The sequence below is a fragment of the Pseudomonas sp. GM48 genome, from assembly GCF_000282335.1.
Taxonomy (GTDB): Bacteria; Pseudomonadota; Gammaproteobacteria; order Pseudomonadales; family Pseudomonadaceae; genus Aquipseudomonas.
On the sequence record NZ_AKJM01000113.1, the window covers coordinates 1 to 21,705 of the forward strand.

Sequence of the window (21,705 nt, forward strand, 5' to 3'; positions counted from 1 at the left end):
CTGCCGCCGAAAAACAGATTCTCGACGTTGGCACCCAGGGTGTAGCTTGCGAGCGAGGTCCAGACCGTGTCGTTGCCGGCACCGGCGAACTCGATCACCTGATCCCCAAGGTCGGTGACTTCGTAGATATCGCTGCCGCCACCGCCGGCCATCGTGTCGGCACCTGCGCCGCCGATGAGGACGTCGTTACCCGTACCACCCACGAGCGTGTTGGCGAGCGCGTTGCCGGTACCCGCGAAGTTGCCGCTGCCGCCGAAAAACAGATTCTCGACGTTGGCGCTCAGGGTGTAGCTCGCGAGCGAGGTCCAGACCGTGTCAACACCCTCACCGCCAAGCTCGGTCACCACGTCCCCAAGGTCGGTGACTTCGAAGATATCGTCGCCGAGACCTCCCGCCATGGTGTCGGCACCCGTACCGCCGATGAGAACGTCATTGCCCGCGTCACCATTGAGGAGGTCGTTGCCGCCCAAGCCGTTCAGGATGTCGTTGCCAGCACCTCCGCTGGCAATGTCGTCGCCTGTCGTGCCGGTCCATATGTCGACACCGGCAGTACCGACAAACACATCACCGGCGGCCACCGGGGCCGTAGCGTCGGACGCAATGCTTTCGGCCGCACCGAAGTCATCCACGTAACTGACCACCACGCGCACCTGATCGCCGACCTGAGCCTGACCAAGCGTGAACGTGCTGGCGGTGGCTCCGACGATGTCGACGAAGGTGACCCCGTTGGTCTCCTGCCACTGGAAGGTGAACTGCGGATTGCTGAGGCCATCGACGTCGATGATAGTCGACGTGTCGGCGGTCAACACCTGGTCCGGAAACGCAAGCCCGAGGATGGTCGGCCCGGCAGTCGGTGCGTTGTTCCCCGACGAGTCGACGATCTCCAGCGTACCCTGGGCATCCTGATACACCGCCCGAACGCGGATGTTCAGACCGGCGACATCATCCGCCACCCGATAGGTGGCGCCGACCGCCCGCGATACCTCACCGGCGGCAAAAAAGGTGATGTCTTCAAAGATACCCGAGCCCGCAACGTTTTCGACCTGCCAGTAGTAAGCCACGGGACCGGTAACCGCGCCGGTCGGATTGGCCGCACTCACGTTGTCCGCGTCGCGGACCGACTGGTCGCTGACGCGCAGCAGTTGGCCGGCGACAGACGCGTCCGTACGTGCACCAGTGGTAGCATCGAGGATTGCCAGACGCCCCACAGGACCACTGTTCAAGGCGGTGCCAACCCCGGACGCCTGCGCCTGGTCGGCGAACTGCAGACGCTCGATTCCCGTCAGCCGATCCACGCCATCACGCCCCGCCACCAGGTCGGTCACGATGACGGCGTTGCCATCGACAGCAACGCTGTACTCCGACGCATTACCGGAGAACACCGCGGTGTCGAAACTGTCAGTGCCGGTCAGAATCTCCCGCACAATGACCAGTTGGCCCGGGTTGTAAGTACCGTTCAGCATCGCCTGAACCATCGGCGCCATGCTGTCGAACGTGGCGATTTCCGCGCCAGTGCCATCAGCGTTTGCCCGTACGCTGATGCGTACGTTCAGCCACTTGTCACCATCGATGATGTCGTCACCACCGCGGCCTTCGATGAGGTCGCTGCCGCTGCCACCGAGGATGATGTTGCCACCGTCGAAGAACGTCGCTCCGACAGGCAGTAGACCCGCCAGACCACCGATCAGGCTGATGTTGGTCAGCACACTGCCGGTTGCACCCGCGGTGGGTAGCGATGTCGCATCTTCGTTATCACCGCGCAGGAAGTCACCGTGGGACGAACCCGACAGGCCTTCCATGATGTCGAAACGCACCAGCGCCGAGGCTCCCGAACCCGGCTGCACAGGCACATCGAAGAAGCGGTCGCTGTAATCGATGGTCACGCCCTGGGCGAGATCCTTGAAGGTCGCCCAGTCATAGCCCGAGCCGCCGATATAGCGGTCACCGAAGCCGAGACTGCCGACCATGATGTCGTCGCCACCTTCGCCGTTGAACTTGTCGTTCTCGTTGCCGCCGACGAATACATCGTTGCCGATTACCGGATCATTGCCGAGTGGATCGAAGTTGTCGCCAGGCGCACCGTCCGAAGTGCCCTTCTCAATCCAGTCGTCGCCTTCGTTACCCATGTCCTGTTCGTTGGCTTTGCTGCCCAGGATGAAGTCGTTGCCCTGGCCACCAATGGCTTCGGAGGCATCTTCACCAGTCACGATGAAGTCGTTGCCGAACCCGCCAATGATCAGGTTGATACCGTTGCCTCCGTGCAGCACGTCGTTGCCGTCGCCACCCTGGATGTTATCGTCGCCGCCAGTGTCGGTGATGATGTCGTCGCCGGCGCCCCCGCGCAGCTGGTCGTTGCCGTCACCGCCATCGATGCGATCGTTGCCGCCATCCCCCCAGACCGTGTCATCGCCTTCACTGGAGATGAGGATGTCTGCGTTGTCTGTGCCACCCAGCACGATGTGTTCGGCACCTGTGTACTTGATGTAGTTGGTATCCAGCCCCACGGTCAGCGGGTTGTCGCGGAATACCACTTGCTCACCAGTCGGGCCAAGCGGATCGGCCGCGAGCAGGCCCTCGTTGAATTGCTTGCCCGGGTCCACTTCCAGATAGAACGCCATGTCCGAGAACACCAGGCCCGGCAAGTGCGTGGCCGAGGTGTTGGCCATGATCAGCTTGGCGAACGAGTTGCTTTCAAGTTCCGCATTCATCGACAGGCCAGAGGTACGCTCCAGGTAGTAGAAGCGGTCGCCGTCCTGCAGTTTTTCCAGCTGGTTCTCGAACACGAAGTTGAAGGTCGAGCCGAGCATGCCGCCGAACGGAGTTTTCGCTTCGGCCAGGCCGCCGATCCACAGGTCGATGGCATCGACGCCCGTGACAGTCACATTCTTCAGATCGTCGGCAGTACCCACCACCCCATCCGCGCCAGCCAGCGTTACGTTGGCAAAAGCACCGGTGCTGTTGAGGAAGTCCAGGCGGTCAGCCGGCGCACCCGCACCACCCAAGACCAGCGCCAGTGCTGCAGCGCGTTTGTCTACCAACGTGGTCGCCGCGGTGATCGTGTCATGCGTGCCATAGGCCGCAATGAAGTTGATCAACGACTCCGGATGCTTGAGATGCTGTACCAGATCGACCCAGCTGGTGTACGGCTTGAGTTGGGTATCACCGGTTTGGCCGTAGATGTCGCGGCGAATCGCGTTGAGTGAGGGAATCCCCACGTCGCGGCCACGGGCGATGTTGAGCGCCGGCAGGTCGAGCGGCAAGCCGAGCAGGTTACTGCGCAGCGCATCAGTGACGAACTCGTCGATTTCGTTACCGGCTTGCCGGGTCACCCCACGTATGATCGCACTGGTCGCATCCTCTGGCGACACCCCGCTGGCGGCATACGCCAACGGGTTGAGGAATGCCGCGATCAGGCCGGTCTGTTGATTGCCCAGGGCATTCGGATTGCCGTCGCCTACCACGTTGAAATCAATATCGAAGCGATCGACGGTCTCGGTCAGCATCGAGTGGCCAAACCGATACACGGTATGGGCGAACTCGGCGACGATCGAGGCATCGAGGTCGACGTCATAGACCTGGGTCGGCGCGAAGAACAGGTCGATGTTGGGCTGGATGGTCCGCGCAAACTCTTCGAACACCAGGTGCTGATACTGCATCTCGGTGCCGAACTTGGCAGCCTGGAACAAGCGCTCGCCGTTCCACACTAGCGCATCGAACTCAGCCTGGGTGGTTGGCAACGCAGCCACCGGATTGAGCAGCCACTCGTTGAGGAAGGCCACGTCACCCGAATCGAGCACGGTGTCCTTGGTTTGCTGGACCAGGCGGTTGTGCTCGGAGTGGAAGATCGCATGCACCGCAGTCAGGCCGATGTTCTCGTTGACCCGGCCGTCGCCGGCCATGTAGTGAGCGTCGAGCAGTTCGTTGTCAAAGGTCAGGTTGTTGCCGCCCGGGCCAACGGGCTGCGCATTGCCGACAGCCGTGTCGGCATCCGCCTGCAGAACCCCACCGACGATTACCGGCACGGCATTGTGGGCAATGTCGACGAGGAACTGATGACCGGTGCGCACAGCATTGTTCAGGTCAACGGGAGCAAGCGGATTGCCTTCGACAAGGACGTCATCAGGCGTGCCATCCAGACCGTCAGCACCCTTCATCACGATCATCGGGAAGCCGTTCGGCCCCTTGATGAAATTGCCATAGGCGTCAGTCGCCAACAACGGGACGTTATCGACGTCGGCGTCGGTCAGGTTGATGCCGAGAATGTCACGGGCCTGCGCCTTGACCACCTTCCAGGTGGCCATGCCACCAATTTCGACGTCGTCCGCGGTACCAAACTGGCCATCCACTCCCAGATCACGGTTGGTGATCAGTCTGCCGGTCGCTATCGGGCCGCTATCGGTCATCTGATAGGCGCGCAGGAACACCTGGTGCGACGGGTGCGAGCTGTAGGTCTGGTTCTGGTCCACGAACGGCGAGGTGGTGTTGGTGTGCTCATGAATATCGTCGGCCGTACCGAGAACGCCATCCGGTCCTGGCAGGTTGGTCGCGCGGGTCAGCACCATGAAGTTGGTCGGGCTGCCCGGTACGAACAACGGATCATCCGGTTGCAACGGGATGAACACGGTGCCCGAACCACCTTTGGTGACCAGGTCCAGGCCATGATCGAAGAACTGCCCGAAGAAGGTCATCCAGGCGTTGAACGGCGCAGACAACCCCGCATCCGCCGCAACGTTCTCGAAAAAGTACACATCGTGATCATCGGCAGTACCGAACTGACCATCCAGGCCGGGGCTGGCGACTATCTGTACGCCATCCTTGAGTACGTCGTCATTACCCACCGCGCCGAAGTCGAGCACACCGTTCAAGCCCGGGTCGAAAGCCGTGGCATAGGCCGCCGGGTTGTTCGCCGTCTGATCGACGATCAGGTTACTGATGGTGCGCGGCTGCGAGTCAATCACAAGGCCGCTGGTCTGCGTATACGACGTTCCCCCTTCCGCCGGATTGAAGACCGGATCGGTCAAGCGCGGGAAGACGTTATCGGCGGCACCAAACTCGGTGTGGTTGTTGCCGTTGAGGTTCATCAGGTTGTTGTTCGACCCGTCGACCGTACGCAGCCCTAATGGCGCACGGATATTCGGGATCAGCGAGAGGATGTCCTGACCGGCCGCATCTGCCTCGGCAATCTTGATCTGGTCAAGAATGAAGTTGAGGTCGGAGCGGACCATGTGAAGACCCGCGCCACCCGCGGTGGCATCGACTACAGGTACCAGCGGCGTTGGCGTGACCGGTGCACCGGCAACTACGGTAGCTGTCGGCGTGGAGAACAGGATCTCCGTGGTGCCGTGACCATCCTGATAGATCGCCTTGACCCGCAACGACAACCCGGCAAGGTCAGGAGAAACCTTGAACGCGGTACCATCGGCGCTTTGGAACGCCAGGTCGCCAGCCGGCAACAGGATGATGTCCTCGAATACGCCGCTGCCTGGAGTGGCCTCGAACTGCCAGATGTAGGACACCGAGGAGTTGGTGATGAACCCCTGCGGATTACCCGGTGCGACGTTGTTGCCATCACGCACCCCGGCCACGCTGACCGTCAGCGTGTCGCCCACCGTTATCGCCCCGCCGTTTCCATCAGTAACGGTAGGTCTGCCAACCGGTTGTGCATTCTGCCCTGGCACCAGCACTTGCTGGGTATCGGCAAACTGCAGGCGTTCGATATGCAGCAGGGTATCGGTGCCATCGCGGCCCGCTACGTTATCGGCCACTGTCCAGACATCGTCCGCCACACTGGCCGTACCGCGGTTGTCAACGGTAACCGTATACTCCGACGCAATCCCGGAGAAAATGGCGGTGTCGAAGGCCGCCCCGCCCGTCGAAGTGCCGGGCATGATTTCCCGCACGGCCTTGAGCTGACCAGGGTTATAGGTGCGATCCAGCATGAACGGGATCATGTCGACCATGCTGTCGAAGCTGGCGATTTCGGGACCGGTATGGTTGACATCACCAGGGGCATAAACGGCAATTCTGACGTTGATCCATTTGTCGCCGTCGATCAGATCATCGCCACCGCGGCCCTCGATCAGGTCACTGCCATTGCCACCGAGGATGATGTTGCCAGTGGCAAAGCCGGTGACCGGCAATCCGGCATCGGCGAGGAACTGGTCCAGGCCGCGAATCAACGCGACATTGGTCAGCGCACTGCCCGTGGTACCGCCGTGGTTGATGATAGTGACTGCATCAACATCGTCGCCTTTGAGCACATCGCCGAAGCTCGAACCGGACAAACCTTCGACCTCGGCAAAACGGTCGAGAATCGAGGCTGGCGAGGCTCCGACCGGATTGAATACGCCGGCATTCTGGTTTGGTGCATTACCATGTGGCTGCGCCAGTGCGGCAAGGCTCAGGTCAACGGTCACGCCAACCTTGTCGTTCTTGTAGGTCACCCAGTCGAAACCGGACATGCCGTCCATCTTGTCCTGGGCATCGCTGCCGACAAAGATGTCGTCGCCACCCTCGCCGATCATTTCGTCGAAGCCGCCACCACCGACAAAGATATCGTTGCCGATCACATCGTCATTGAGCAGCGGCGAGAAGTTATCGCCAGGCGCACCGTCCTGGGTGCCCTTCTCGATCCAGTCATCACCTTCGTTGCCGGTAGGTGGCAGGTTGGTCTTGGCACCGAGGATGAAGTCGTCACCCTGGCCGCCAAAGGTGGTGCTGATGTCTTCGGTGGTGATGATGAAGTCCTGGCCGTCGCCACCCAGGATCAGGTTGCCTGCAGCAAGCATGCTGCCGACCACGATCACATCGTTACCGGCATTACCTTCCAGACGGTTGTCACCGAACGAGTCGGAAATGATGTCATCGCCCGCGCCACCCAGTACCGCATCGTTACCGGCACCGCCTTCGAGGCGGTCGTTGCCGGCGTCGCCGTAAATGGTGTCATCGCCGTCACCGGAAATGATGATGTCATTGCCGGCGGTGCCGCCCATGACGATATGGTCTTCACCGGTGTACTGCAGATAATTGGTGTCCGGACCGACAGTGTCGGGATTGTCGCGAATCACCAGCGGCACGACTTCCACGCCGTTGATCATGATGCCGCCCGTCGGATCGGCGCGGCTATCCAAACCAAGGCCGGTGAACTGATTGGCCTGATTCACTTCAAGGGTGAATGTCGGCGTCAGGAACACGGTGTTTGCCAGGTGGGTGACATCGGTGTTGAGCATGATCAGCTTGGCAAAGGAGTTGTTCTCAAGCTCAGTGCCGAAGTTCAGGCCCGCGGTACGCGACAGGTAGTAGAAGCGGTCACCGTTCTGCAGCGCTTCCATCTGGGTTTCAAACACGAAGTTGAACGTCGAGCCGAGCATGCCGCCGAACGGCATCTTCTGTTCGGCGAGGCCACCGACCCAGAAGTCGATGTCGTCGACGCCCGTGATCGTCACGCCCGTCAGGTCATCTGCAGTACCCAGAACTCCATCCCTGCCCGCTGTCGTTACGTTGGCCCAGGCACCCGTGCTGTTGAGGAAGTCCAGGCGGTCAGCCGGCGAACCCGCAACATTGAATACCAGCGCAAAGGCTGCAGCGCGTTTGTCTGCCAGCGTGGTCGCCGCCGTGATCGAGCTATGCGTGCCAAAGGCTGCAATGAAGTTCACCAGCGACTCGGGGTGCTTGAGGCTGTCCGCCAGGTCAGCCCAACTGATGTACGGCTTGAGTTGGCTGTCGCCGGTTGATGCGTAGAACTCACGGCGCGCCTCGTTCAAGGTAGGGATGCCAGTGTCGCGACCACGCGCCAGGTTCAGGCTCGGCAGATCGAGCGGCAGACCGAGCAGGTTGTTGCGCAACGCTTCGGTGACGAACTCATCGATCTCGTTGCCGACCTGGCGGGTCACACCGCGAACGATCGCACCTGCCGCCTGATCCGCAGTCACCCCGCTGCCGGCAAACGCCAGCGGGTTGAGGAAGGCCGCAATCAGCCCCAGTTGCGAATCCGGGTTGGCCGGGTTAGTGAGGAGCGGATTGAACGCGGGATCGAAGCGATCGACGGTCTCGGTCAACATCGAGTGACCGAAGCGGTACACCACGTGGGCGAACTCGGCGAGGATTGCCGGGTTGATCGAGGTGTCATACCCGCTGGGCGCAAGGAATTCGTCCACCTGCGGCTGAATGGTCCGCGCGAACTCCTCGAACACCAGGTGCTGGTACTGCATCTCGGTGCCGAACTTGGCAGCCTGGAACAGCCGTTCACCGTCCCACACCAGCGCTGCGATCTCGGCGGGTGTAGTCGGAATCGCGGCCACGTCGTCCACCAGCCACTCATTGAGGAAGGCCAGGTCGCCGGAAGCCAGGATGGTGTCCTTGGATTGCTGGACCAGGCGGTTGTGCTCGGAGTGGAACACATGGTGCACGGTGGTCAGGCCGATGTTCTCGTTGACCCGGCCGTCGCCGGCAATGTAGTGGGCGTCGAGCAGTTCATTGTCATAGGTCAGGTTGTTGCCGCCAGGGCCAACGGGCTGCGCATTGCCGACAGCCGTGTCGGCATCCGCCTGCAGAACCCCGCCGACGATAACCGGCGCAGCATTGTGGGCAATGTCGTCGAGGAAACCATGCCCGGTGCTCACGGCGTTGGCCAGACTGATGGGAGCTGCCCGGTTGCCTTCGACCAGTTGAGTGACGTCATCAGCTGTCCCGGCAATGCCATCGGCACCGTTACTGATGCGGATCACCACCTGCGGCATGCCGTTCGGCCCGCGGATGAAGTTGCCGTACGCATCGGTTGCCAGCAACGGCACGTTGTGTACATCGGCGTCGGTCAGGTTGATGCCGAGAATGTCACGGGCCTGGGCCTTGACCACCTTCCAGGTCGCCATGCCGCCATTTTCGCCGCTGCCATCATCGGCAGTGCCGAACAGGCCATCGGGGCCAAGATCGCGGTTGGTAATCAAGCGTCCGGTTGCAACAGGATCGCCTGCCGCGTTGAGGACGTACTCACGCAGGAACACCTGATGCGACGGGTGCGAGCTGTAGGTCTGGCTTTGGTCCACGAACGGCGAAGTGGTGTTGGGCTGGCCATCATCGGTAGTGCCGAGTATTCCGTCCGCGCCGGCAGTACGCACCGCACGTGGCAACACCATGAAGTTGGTCGGGCTGCCCGGTACGAACAACGGATCGTCCGGCTGCAGCGGAATAAATACGAAGTCGGTAGCGCTCTTGGTGACCAGGTCAAGACCGTGGTCGAAGAACTGGCCGAAGAAAGTCATCCACGAGTTGAAGCTGGCGGTCAGACCGACGTCCGGCGACACGTTGGGCATGAAGAACACGTCCTTGTCATCGGCCGTGCCGAACACGCCATCCAGCCCGGGGCTGGTGACGATCTGTACGCCATCTTTGAGTACGTCGTCGTTACCCGCCGTGCCGAAGTTGAGCACACCGTCCAGGCCCGGGTCGAAAGCGGCGGCATAGGCCGCCGGGTTATTGGCGGTCTGGTCGACGATCAGGTTACTGATAATCCGCGGTTGCGGATCGGTCACCGACCCTGTCCCGGCGTATGCCGGCGACAGAAAGGAAGGATCAAGCAGGCGCGGGAAGGCATTGTCCGCGGCGCCAAACTCGCTCTGGCCGGTGACCAGGTTGTTGAAGCTGCCATCGACGGTACGCAGGCCGAACGGCACCTGAGAGTTGGGAAGCAAATCAATGAGGCTTGCGCCGTCGGCATTCGCTTCTGCGATAAAGATTTGCTTAAGGATGAACTCCAGGTCCGACTTGCTGAAATTGGCCATTTTGGATTGCCCTCGATCTATTTGGGTAAAGGCACGGGACGAGAAAACCCTCCCGCGCCAAGTCAAGTGCTGGCTTGCGCAGTTTGTTGGTTATGTTTTTTTACGAGAGATCTGGCGTTACCCGGGACCCGGAATACACGCCTGGAATTCGCGAAATGAATTGCTCGCCGGGCGATCAGGCAGAGCGAATCCGGGCCCTGGGCGGGTCATGGAGTCTGGAAGTGAAGGCGAACGTCCTGGACAGCCCCTTCCCTCTGCAAAAGAACGAAATGATCGACATAGCTCTGCTCCTCTCAGGAGAGTCACCGCGCCTTGCGTTGCCAAAGTGATGGCAAGCTTCAGGCGGGCGGGCCCCCCGATAACTAAGACTAAAGTTCCATAGCAATACTTTGTCAATTTAACGTCGTTAAAACAGACGACCGGTGTTAGGTCGCACAACTAGCTGTTTTTAAACGACATATAGAATTCTGAGTGCGGATATAGAGCGAAATGTTATTTCTAACTGCCGGTCTGCTAATAACAAAGGAATAACGTCGCAGCGCGTAACTGCCTAAGTACCTTTCATGTCCTTCCAGCCTTGGGTGGAGAGATTGCGCGCGCCGAACCGGAGGTACGGGTGGCCGTCGAAAAAGGCCTGAAGCAAATACAGAAAGCCTGGGCCGATCGTCTCGATAGCACTGATGCGGCATGGGCCGTCATCGCTCAATGTGTAGGAGCGCCAGTTCTGTCCCGGGCAGTAGAGAAAGAACGAACTCGCAAGGAAATCATTGCCTCGACCCGCAAAGCGCGAGAGCAGCTTGCAACGCCATGCTCATCGCTATCGCTGCAAACCCTGGTCGATTCAGCCCTCCCTGAATTCCCACACCGAATGCAGTCATGAGGCAATTGAGTGGAAGGAGAAAGGGAGGGCATCCATTGCCCTCCTCTCCGCTGTCCACGCTCCCTGCGAAAGTACTGACCAGGACCTCAGGTGGCCAGAATGAAGTCCGTCTGATCAACGGCCGCACTGCTGACACCAACAAGGCGGATGGCGTCCGCCCCGATCCCAACCACCGTGTCCGCCCCGTTAGCCGTTATGCTCACGTTGGCAGCGAACGTCGCGCTGGTGATCCCAAGCCCCGTGACATTGAGCAAGTCCTGCCCTGCGGCCGGATTGGCTCCGAAGTTCAGGATCGTATCGTTGCCGAAACCCGCGGCAGCAAACACGAACGTATCGTTGCCGGCGACACCGCCACTCATCACGTCGTTACCGCCCCCGCCGGTGAGAACGTCGTTACCCGCACCGCCCACGATCGTGTTGCCGAGCGCGTTGCCGCTGCCCGCGAAATTGCCGCCGCCGCCGAAAAACAGATTCTCGACGTTGTCCCCCAGGGTGTAGCTCGCGAGCGAGGTCCAGACCGTGTCGCTGCCGGCACCGGCGAGCTCGATCACCACGTCCCCAAGATCGGCGACTTCATAGATATCGTCGCCACCGCCGCCGGCCATCGTGTCGGCACCTGCGCCACCGATGATGATGTCGTTACCTGAGCCACTGCTGAGGCCGTCGTTACCGGCGCCCCCCACGAGCGTGTTGGCGAGCTCGTTGCCGCTGCCCACAAAGTTGCCGCTGCCGCCGAAATACAGATTTTCGATGTTGGCACCCAGGGTGTAGCTCGCAAGCGAGGTCCAGACCGTGTCGCTGCCGGAACCGGCGAGCTCGGTCACCACATCCCCAAGGTCGGTAACTTCATAGGTATCGTTGTCGACGCCACCGACCATCGTGTCGGCACCTGCGCCACCGATGAGGACGTCGTTACCTGCGCCACCGACGAGGACGTCATTACCCGCCCCTCCCACGATCATGTTGTCGAGCGCGTTGCCGGTGCCCGCAAAGTTGCCGCTACCGCCGAAATACAGATTCTCGACGTTGGCACCCAGGGTGTAGCTCGCAAGCGAGGTCCAGACCGTGTCGCTGCTGCCGGCACCGGCGAGCTCGCTCACCACATCCCCAAGCTCGGTGACTTCGTAGACATCGCTGCCGACACCGCCGGCCATCGTGTCGGCACCTGCGCCGCCGATGAGGACGTCGTTACCCGTACCACCCACGAGCGTGTTGTCGAGCGCGTTGCCGGTGCCCACGAAGTTGCCGCTGCCGCCGAAATACAGATTTTCGACGTTGGCACCCAGGGTGTAGCTGGCAAGCGAGGTCCAGACCGTGTCAATACCCTCACCGCCAAGCTCGGTCACCACGTCCCCAAGGTCGGTGACTTCGTAGATATCGTCGCCAACACCGCCAGCCATGGTATCGGCACCCGCACCGCCGATGAGAATGTCATTGCCCGCGTCACCATTGAGGATGTCGTTGCCGCCCAAGCCGTTCAGGATGTCGTCGCCAGCACCTCCGCTGGCCACGTCGTCGCCTGCCGTGCCGGTCCATATGTCGACACCCGCGGTACCGACAAACAGATCACCGACCACTGTCGTTGCGGCAGAGGTGACTCGCTCAAGCGTGCCTAGGTCATCGACGTAACTCGCGACGACACGCAGCTGCTGACCTGTCTGCGTCGGGTCGGGCGTGAAGGTCGTGCCCGTCGCGCCGGCGATGTCGGCAAAGATCGCACCGCTCCCCACCTGCCACTGATGGGTAATCACCGAGGTCGTGGTCCCGTTGGCGTCGGTGAACGCATCCGTGGCGGTCAAGGCCGAGCCTGGTGTCGGGGTCGTATCGCTGATCAGCACCGTGCCAACCGGCAGGACATTGACGGTGCCGGTACCGGCCGCCGTGATCGGTGCGGTCGGCGCCGAGAACACCTCCTCCAGCACGCCATTGGCGTCCTTGTAGACCGCCCTGACGCGCAGAGCCAGTCCGGTTGGCACGACGAGTTCAGGAACAGCCGGCACGGCGCCGATGAGGGTCGCCGGTGGTGCGATCCTGAGTTCCGAGCCCACCGTGACAGTCGTTCCCTCTGCGCGCGCGACCTCTCCGGCGGCAAAGAAGGTGATGTCTTCGAAGACGCCCGAGCCCGCACGCGGCTCGAACTGCCAGAAGAAACTGATGGGGCTGGTGATCGCGCCGCCGGTCGCGGTATTGTCGGCATCCGCGATGTCTGCCGCCGATACCGTCAGCGTCTGGCCGACGGTGGGCGTGGGATCGTCGATCGTCAGTGAACCGACTGGCGCCGAGTTCACACCACCGAGCACGAGCGCCTGATCGGCGAACTGCAGCCGCTCGATATTGCTGAGGGTGTCGACCCCGTCCCTGGCAGCGACATTGTCGGTGACCGTAACGGTGCCGTTGACGTTTTCGACCACGGTGTAATCCGCAAAATTGCCGGAGAACAGCGCCGTGTCGAAGTCGGGGCCGGGCGCCGTCAGGATCTCGCGGACGATCTGGAGCTGGCCGGGGTTATAGGTGCCGTTCAACATCAGCGGGACCAGCGGCGTCATGTTATCGAAGGAGGCGATTTCCGGGCCAGTGCCATCGATGTTCTGCCGTACGCTGATGCGTACGTTGAGCCACTTGTCACCGTCGATGAGGTCATCGCCGCCACGGCCTTCGAGGACGTCGCTGCCAGCACCGCCCAGGACGATGTTGCCCCCGTCGAACTTATCGTCGGCCGTGCCCACAATGCCATCGGCGCCAGCAGCAGCGGCACCGACGAACGCCCGCAGACCGCTGATGAGGTCGAAGTTGGTGAGTACACTGCCCTTGGCGCCAGCGACGGCGAGCAAGTCTGCAGTGGAGTCATCGCCGCTGAGGAAGTCGGCGTGGGACGATCCCGACAACCCTTCCACCAGGTCCAACCGGGCAAGGATCGACGCGTTGGAGCCAGGCACCGCCGGTTGGTCGAAGAAGCGCAGCCTGGAGTTGAGGCCGATGGTCACGCCGGCCGGATCGTCCTTGAAGGTCGCCCAGTCGTAACCGGAGAACCCGATGAAACGGTCCGCCTCGCTGGGGCTGCCGATCATGATGTCATCACCGCCCTCCCCGTCGAAGTTGTCCGGTCCGCCATCGCCCATGAAGACGTCATTGCCATTGATCGGATCGTTCCCGAATGCGTCGAAGTTGTCGCCGGCAACACCATCGGCGGATCCGCCCTGGATCCAGTCGTCACCTTCGCCGCCGCGCGCGAATTCGTTCGCCTTGCTGCCGAGGATGAAGTCGTTGCCCAGGCCGCCACTGGTGTCGGCCGCGTCCTCGCCGGTGATGATGAAGTCCTGGCCAGCCTGGCCAAGGATCAGATTGAGGCCGTTGCCGCCCTGGATGACGTCGTTGCCGTCCTCGCCGTGGATGACGTCGTCGCCACCCATGTCCGTGATGATGTCGTCACCGGTACCGCCGAAGAGTTGGTCGTTGCCGTAGCCGCCATCGATCCGGTCGTTACCGGCGTCGCCATAGACCGTGTCGTCGTCCGAGTCGCCGGCAATGAGGATGTCGTTGCCGGGCGTACCGCCCAGCACGACGGTATCGGCGCCGGTGTAGTGCAGGTAGTTGGTATCCGGGCCCACCGTGGCAGGATTGTCGCGGATCACCAGTGGCGTGAGGAAGTCACTGCGTGGTGAGCCAATCGGGTGGTTAGACGGCCCAAACGGATCGGCGTTGGCCGGCAGATCGTCGGCGGTGCCGAGAATGCCATCGGGACCGACAATCACACTCGGGTTGTACTGGTTCGCCTGGTTGACCTCCAGAGTGTAGGCCGGCGTCAGGAAAACCCTGCCCGGGAGGTGTGTTGCATCGGTATTGGCCATGACCAGCGCGGAGAACGTGTTGTTCTCAAGCTCGGCGCCAAAGTCCATCGAGGCAGTGCGCTCCAGATAGTAGAAGCGGTCACCGTCCTGGAGTTTCTCCATCTGGTTCTCGAAGACGAAGTTGAAGGTCGAGCCGAGCATGCCGCCAAAGGGCATCTTCTCCTCGGCCAGCCCGCCAACCCAGAAGTCGACGTTATCCAGGCCGGTGATGGTCACGTCGTCTGCCGTGTGCAAAACGCCGTCCGCACCAGCGGTGCTGGTCCAGGCACCGGTGCTGTTGAGGAAGTCGACACGGTCGGCCGGTGCGGTCGCACCGCCGAGCACCAGGTCCGCAGCCGCGGCGCGCTTGTCCGCCAGCGTGGTGGCGGCGGTGATGGTCGGGTGCGTACCGTAGGCGGCGATGAAGTTGATCAGCGATTCCGGATGCTTCATGTGCTGCACGAAATCGGCCCAGCTGGTATAGGGCTTGAGCTCTGCGTCACCGGTGGGCAAATAGAACTCCCGCCGCGCCGCGTTCAGGGACGGAATGCCGGTATCGCGGCCGCGCGCCAGGTTGATGGCGGGCAGATCGAGCGGCAGGCCCAGCAGGTTGTTGCGCAGGGCTTCAGTGACGAACTCGTCGATCTCGTTGCCCACCTGGCGAGTCACGCCGCGCACGATGGCACCGGCCGCCTGTTCTGGGGTCGGACCGCTGCCTGCGAACTCCAGTGGGTTGAGGAAGGCCTGGATCAGCCCGATATCGCTCGAGGCGAAGTTCGGATCAAGCCGGTCGACCTGCTCCAGCAGCATCGAGTGCCCGAAGCGATAGACGGTGTGCGCGAACTCGGCAACGATGCTCGGATCGATCGCGGTGTCGTACACCTGGCCCGGGGCGAAGAAGGGATCGACCATCGGCTGGATAGTGCGCGCGAACTCCTCGAATACCAGGTGCTGGTACTGCATCTCGGTGCCGAACTTGGCGGTCTGGAACAGGCGCTCGCCGTTCCAGTCGAGGGTCGAGGTGTCGGCGGGAACGGCAGTGACAGGTGTCAGCAGCCACTCGTTCAGGAACGACACGTCGCCGCTTGCCGCTGTCGCCAGGACCACATCCTTGGTGTGATCGACCAAGCGGTTGTGCTCATGGTGGAAGATGGAGTGGACGGTGGTCAGGCCGATGTTCTCGTTGACCCGGCCGTCGCCGGCAATGTAGTGCGCGTCCAGCAGTTCATTGTCATAGAAGCCCGGCGCAGGCGTACCGCCAATGACATTGTCCGCATCGGGCAAGAGTGCCGCGCCGGTCTGGTCGTCCACCGGAACGGCGGTGTGCGCAATATCGTTGAGGAAGGCATGGCCAGTGCGTGCGGCGTTAGCCAGGCTGATGGGCGCCGCCGGATTGCCTTCAACGAGCACATCGTCGGCCGTGCCGGCAATGCCGTCCGGGCCCACCATCACCACCTGAGGGAAACCGTTCGGACCCTTGATGAAATTGCCGTAGGCGTCGGTCGCCAGCAATGGCACGTTGTTGAAATCGGCATCGGTGAGGTTGATGCCGAGCAGATCATGGGCTTGCGCCTTGACCACCTTCCAGGTGGCCATGCCACCGATCCCGACGTCATCGGCCGTACCGAACACGCCATCGGCGCCCAGATCACGATTTTCGATCAACTTGCCGGTAGCCACCGGATCGCCCGCTGCGTTGAGCTCATAGGCACGCAGGAACACCTGGTGCGAAGGATGCGAGCTGTAGGTCTGGTTCTGGTCGACAAACGGCGAGGTGGTGTTGGTGTTCTCGTGGATGTCGTCGGCCGTGCCCAGAATGCCATCGGGGCCGGGCTGATTGGTGGCGCGTGTCAGCACCATGAAGTTGGTCGGGCTACCGGGCACGAACAGCGGGTCATCCGGCTGCAGCGGAATGAACACTGTGCCCGAGCCGCCCTTGGTGACGAGGTCCAGGCCATGGTCGAAGAACTGGCCGAAGAAGGTCATCCATTGGTTGAAGGGTGCGGTCAGGCCCGCGTCGGGGCTCACGTTCGGATCGAAGAAGGTCTGGAACGTGGTGCCGTCGGTGCGGGTTCCGGTCACCACCTGCGCACCGGCCTTGAGGACATCGTCAGCCGTGCCAAGGACGCCATCCAGACCCGGATCGAAGGTAGCCGCGACCGCCGCCGGGTTGTTGGCGGTCTGGTCGACGATCAGGTTGCTGATGGTGCGCGGCTGCGAATCGATCACCAGGCCGCTGGTCTGGGTGTAACTCGTGCCGGCGTCGGCCGGGCGGAAGTCCGGCGTGGTCAGGCGCGGGAATACGTTATCGGCGGCACCGAACTCGGGATGGAGCAGGTTGTTTTCCGTCCCTTCGACCGTGCGCAAACCGAACGGCATCCGTACATTGTCGAGCAGCGTGTTGAGGTTCTCACCGGCCGCGTTGTGTTCCGCTATCTTGATCTGGTCAAGGATGAACGCCAGGTCGGATTGCGTGTAACGCACACCGTTGCTTGGGGCAGTGGTCTGCGGATCGATCAGCGAAGGAGCCACTACCGGGGCCGGTGCCGCGGCCACTACTGCGGTAGTGGGTGCCGAGAATACCTGCTCGGTCACGCCATTATCGTCCGCATAGAAGGCTTTGACGCGAATTGCCAGACCGGCAAGATCCGACGTCACCGTGAAAGTGGGCTTGTCCGCTCTGGTAAATCCGATACCGATGCGGCCTGGCCCGAGGATGATGTCCTCGAAGACGCCCGAGCCCGGTGCCGCTTCAAACTGCCATATGTAACTGATGGAATTGTGGATCGCCCCGCCCGCGTTGTCGCCATCAGTGATGCCTGCCGCCGACACAGTCAGGGTCTGGCCCACGGTCGGTGCGGTGTTATCGACCGTCAGTGCACCCACAGGCTCGGCGTTGACCCCCTGCACGAGGACTACTGCCTGATCGGAGAACTGCAGCCGCTCGATATGGGTGAGACGGTCGGTTTCTTCCTTGCCGACATTGTCGGTCACGGTGACGATGTCGGTGCCGGCGATATCAAGGGGAACGGCGGGATCGACGACGATGCCGTTGACGGCGATCGTGTAGTTCGCCAGAGGCCCCATGAAGTTGACGGTGTCGAACGCAGCCCCGCCTACGGATGTACCGGGCAGGATTTCGCGCACGGCGACAAGTTGGCCGGGATTGTAGGTACCGTTCAGCATGAGCGGGATCATCGGCGTCATGCTGTCGAAGCTGGCGATCTCTGGCCCGGTGCCATCGATGTTCTGCCGCACGCTGATGCGTACGTTGAGCCAACTGTCGCCGTCGATGAGGTCGCTGCCGCCACGGCCTTCGATGATGTCGCTGCCATCGCCGCCGAGGATGATGTTGCCCGCACCGAACTGATCGTCGGCCGTCCCGCCGATACCGTCGGCACCGAAACCGGCACTGCCGACGAAGGCCCGCAGGCCGCTGACGAGATCGAAGTTGGTGAGAATGCTGCCCCTGGCCGTGATGTTGGCGATGATGGCTGCGTTTTGCTCATCGCCGCGCAGGAAGTCGGCGAAGGCCGACCCCGACAGGCCCTCCACTTCCGCGAACCGGTCATAAACCGCATCCGGCGACTGCCCCACTGCGCCTACGATATTGCCCGCAGCATCAGGCACCGCGTGATAGGGACTGAAGAAGGGAACTACCATGTCGACGGTCACGCCGTACTGGTCATTCTTGTAGGTGGTCCAGTCGTACCCGGACATACCGTCCATCTTGTCCTGAGCGTCACTGGCGACGAAGATGTCGTCGCCGCCTTCACCGATCATTTCATCGAAACCGCCCTTGCCGATGAAGATGTCGTTGCCGGGCACATCGTCGGTCAAAGTTGGGCTCATGTTATCGCCGGGCGCACCGTCCTGGGTGCCGCCCTCGATCCAGTCGTCGCCTTCGTTGCCGGTCGGCGCGAGGTTGACCTTGGCGCCGAGGATAAAGTCGTCGCCCGCGCCGCCGAAGGTCATCGTGATGTCTTCAGTGGTGATGATGAAGTCTTTGCCCGCACCGCCGAGGACCAGATTGTTGCCGGCGAGGGTCGAGTTACCGGCCTGGATGACGTCGTTGCCGTCCTCGCCGCGAATGACGTCGTCGCCGCCGATGTCGGTGATGATGTCGTCACCGGTGCCGCCGAAGATGTTGTCGTTGCCGTAGCCGCCGTCGAGCCGGTCATTGCCGGCGTCGCCATAGACGGTGTCGTCGTCCGAGTCGCCGGCAATGAGGATGTCATTGCCGGCCGTGCCGCCAAGCACGACCGTATCACCGCCGGTGTAGTGCAGATAGTTGGTATCCGGGCCCACTGTATCGGGGTTGTCGCGGATCACCAGCGGCGTGAAATGGTCAATCCGTGGTGAGCCAATCGGGTGGTCCGACGGGCCAAAGGGGTCGGCGTTGGCTGGCAGATCGTCGGCCGTGCCGACGACGCCATCCGGGCCGGCCACCACACTCTGGTTGAACTGGTGCGTCGGGTCGACCTCCAGGATGAAGGCTGGCGTCTGGAATATGTTAGCCGGCAGGTGTGTTGCGTCGCTGTTGAGCATCACCAGATTGGCGAACGAGTTGTTCTCAAGCTCAGTGCCGAAGTTGAGTCCCGCGGTGCGGGCCAGATAGTAGAAGCGGTCGCCATTCTGCAGGTTTTCCAACTGGGTTTCGAAGACGAAGTTGAAGCTCGAACCCAGCTGGCCGCCAAAGGGCATCTTCTCTTCGGCCAGGCCGCCGATCCAGAAGTCGACAGAGTCCAGGCCGGTGGTGGTCACGTCGTCTGCGGTGTGCAAAATACCGTCCGCACCAGCGGTGCTGGCCCAGGCGCCGGTACTGTGCAGGAAGTCCAGGCGATCAGCCGGCGCCGTGGCGCTGCCGAACACCAGGTCTGCAGCCGCGGCGCGCTTGCCCGCCAGCGTCGTAGCGCTAGTGATGGTTGAGTGCGTGCCGTAGGCGGCGATGAAGTTGACCAGCGATTCCGGGTGCTTCATGTGCTGCACGAAATCGGCCCAGCTCGTGTAGGGGGTCAACTGGCTGTCGCCGGTCATGTGGTAGAACTCGCGCCGCGCCGCGTTCAGCGACGGAATGCCGGCATCGCGGCCGCGCGCCAGGTTGAGCGCGGGAAGGTCGAGCGGCAGGCCAACCAGATTGTTGCGCAGAGCATCAGTGACAAACTCGTCGATCTCGTTGCCGACCTGCCGCGTGATGCCGCGCACGATGGCGCCAGCCGCCTGGTCAGGAGTTGGGCCGCTCGCAGCAAACGCGAGAGGGTTGAGGAAGGCCGCGATCAGGCCGGTCTGTTGATTGCCCGGGTCAACCGGATTGCCGTCGCCGACGACGTTGAAGTTGGGGTCGAAGCGATCGACCGTCTCCAGCAGCATCGAGTGACCGAAGCGAAAGACCGTGTGCGCGAACTCGGCGACGATCGCCGGATTGATGGTGGTGTCGTTGCCCATAGGCGCCAGGAAGACGTCCACTTGCGGCTGGATGGTGCGCGCGAATTCTTCGAACACCAGGTGCTGGTACTGCATCTCGGTGCCGAACTTGGCGGCCTGGAACAACCGCTCGCCGTTCCAGTGCAGGGCCGCGATGTCGGCCGGCGTCACTGGCAGCGCTGTCAGTTGGGCGTCGGGCATCAGCCACTTGTTCAGGAAGTCGAGGTCGGCGGAGGCCAGCACTGTCTCCTTGGTCTGGTCAATCAGCCGGTTGTGCTCGCTGTGGAAGATCTCATGCACCGTGGTCAGGCCGATGTTCTCGTTGACCCGGCCGTCACCGGCAATGTAGTGCTTGTCGAGCAGCTCGTTGTCGTAGGTACCGGGGGCTTGCGGGCCGCCAATGACGGTGTCCGCATCAGCCGTCAGGCCGCCGGTCGGATCGGCACTGTGGGCGATGTCGATGAGGAACTGGTGACCGGTGCGCACGGCGTTCGTCAGGCTGATTGGCGCGGCCCGGTTACCCTCGACGAGTACGTCATCGGCCGTGCCGGGAAGGCCATCCGCGCCCATCATCACGACTTGTGGGAGGCCGTTAGGCCCCTTGATAAAGTTACCGTAAGCATCGGTTGCCAGCAGCGGTACGTTGAACACGTCCGCATCGGTCAGGTTGATACCGAGCAGATCACGGGCCTGGGCCTTGACGACTGCCCAGGTGGCCATGCCACCGATTTCGACGTCATCAGCGGTGCCGAATTGCCCATCGGCGCCTAGGTCACGATTGGTGATCAGCTTGCCAGTGGCCACCGGATCGCCAGCGGCGTTGAGCTCATACGCGCGCAGGAACACCTGGTGCGAGGGATGCGAGCTGTAGGTCTGGTTCTGGTCGACAAACGGCGAGGTGGTGTTGCTCTGCTCGTGGATGTCATCGGCGGTGCCCAGAATGCCATCGGGGCCGGGCAGATTGGTGGCGCGCGTCAGCACCATGAAGTTGGTCGGGCTGCCCGGTACGAATAACGGGTCATCCGGCTGCAGCGGAATAAAAACTGTGCCGCTGCCGCCCTTGGTGACCAGGTCCAGGCCATGGTCGAAGAACTGGCCAAAGAAAGTCATCCACTGGTTGAACGGTACGGTCAGACCCGCGTCCGGCGTGATGTTAGGGATCTGGAAGACGGAAACGTCGTCGGCGGTGCCGAACAGGCCATCCAGTCCGGGACTGGTGACGACCTGAGAATCCGGATTGGCCGCTGCGGCCGCGACCGCCGCCGGGTTGTTGGCGGTCTGGTCCACGATCAGGTTGCTGATGGTACGCGGCTGCGAGTCAAAGACGAAACCGCTGGTCTGCAGGTAGGAAGTCGGCGTGGTTCCGCCAGGATCGGCGGGGCCGAAGAAGCCCGCCGGCTGGACCTGCGCGGTATTGAACACCGGCGTCGTCATACGCGGGAAGAAGTTGTCGGCGGCACCGAACTGGGGATCAGCCAGGTTGTTGAAGATGCCAGTGACGGTGCGCAGGCCGAAGGGTACTTCTACGTTCGGCAGCATGTCAGCCAGACTCGCGCCTGCCGCATGCCGTTCGGCGATGAAAATTTGTTCGAGAATGAATTCGAGATCGGACTTGATGAAGCTGGCCATGGCTGTTTCCTCGATGCTTAACTAATCAGGAAACCACACGCATAAAACACGGCTGCAAACGCGTGGTTTAGTGCTGGACCCCATAAACAAAAATCGAAAATTGAACGACGGGACCTGGTACGACGGCCGCACTGAGCCCTCACTGAATTGCGTGCAATCAGCAATG

2 protein-coding genes are annotated in these 21,705 nt (G+C 61.9%); both read right to left on the bottom strand.

Annotated features, from left to right (window positions below; genetic code table 11):
• A partial coding sequence (locus PMI28_RS08750) for a peroxidase family protein (protein WP_007989375.1) occupies positions 1-9,779 on the bottom strand: 9,779 nt, incomplete at its 3' end.
• A 966-nt stretch (positions 9,780-10,745) separates the two neighbouring features.
• Positions 10,746-21,539, bottom strand: coding sequence for a peroxidase family protein (locus PMI28_RS08745; RefSeq protein ID WP_007989379.1), 10,794 nt, complete (start codon positions 21,537-21,539; stop codon positions 10,746-10,748).
• Positions 21,540-21,705: the final 166 nt, after the last annotated feature.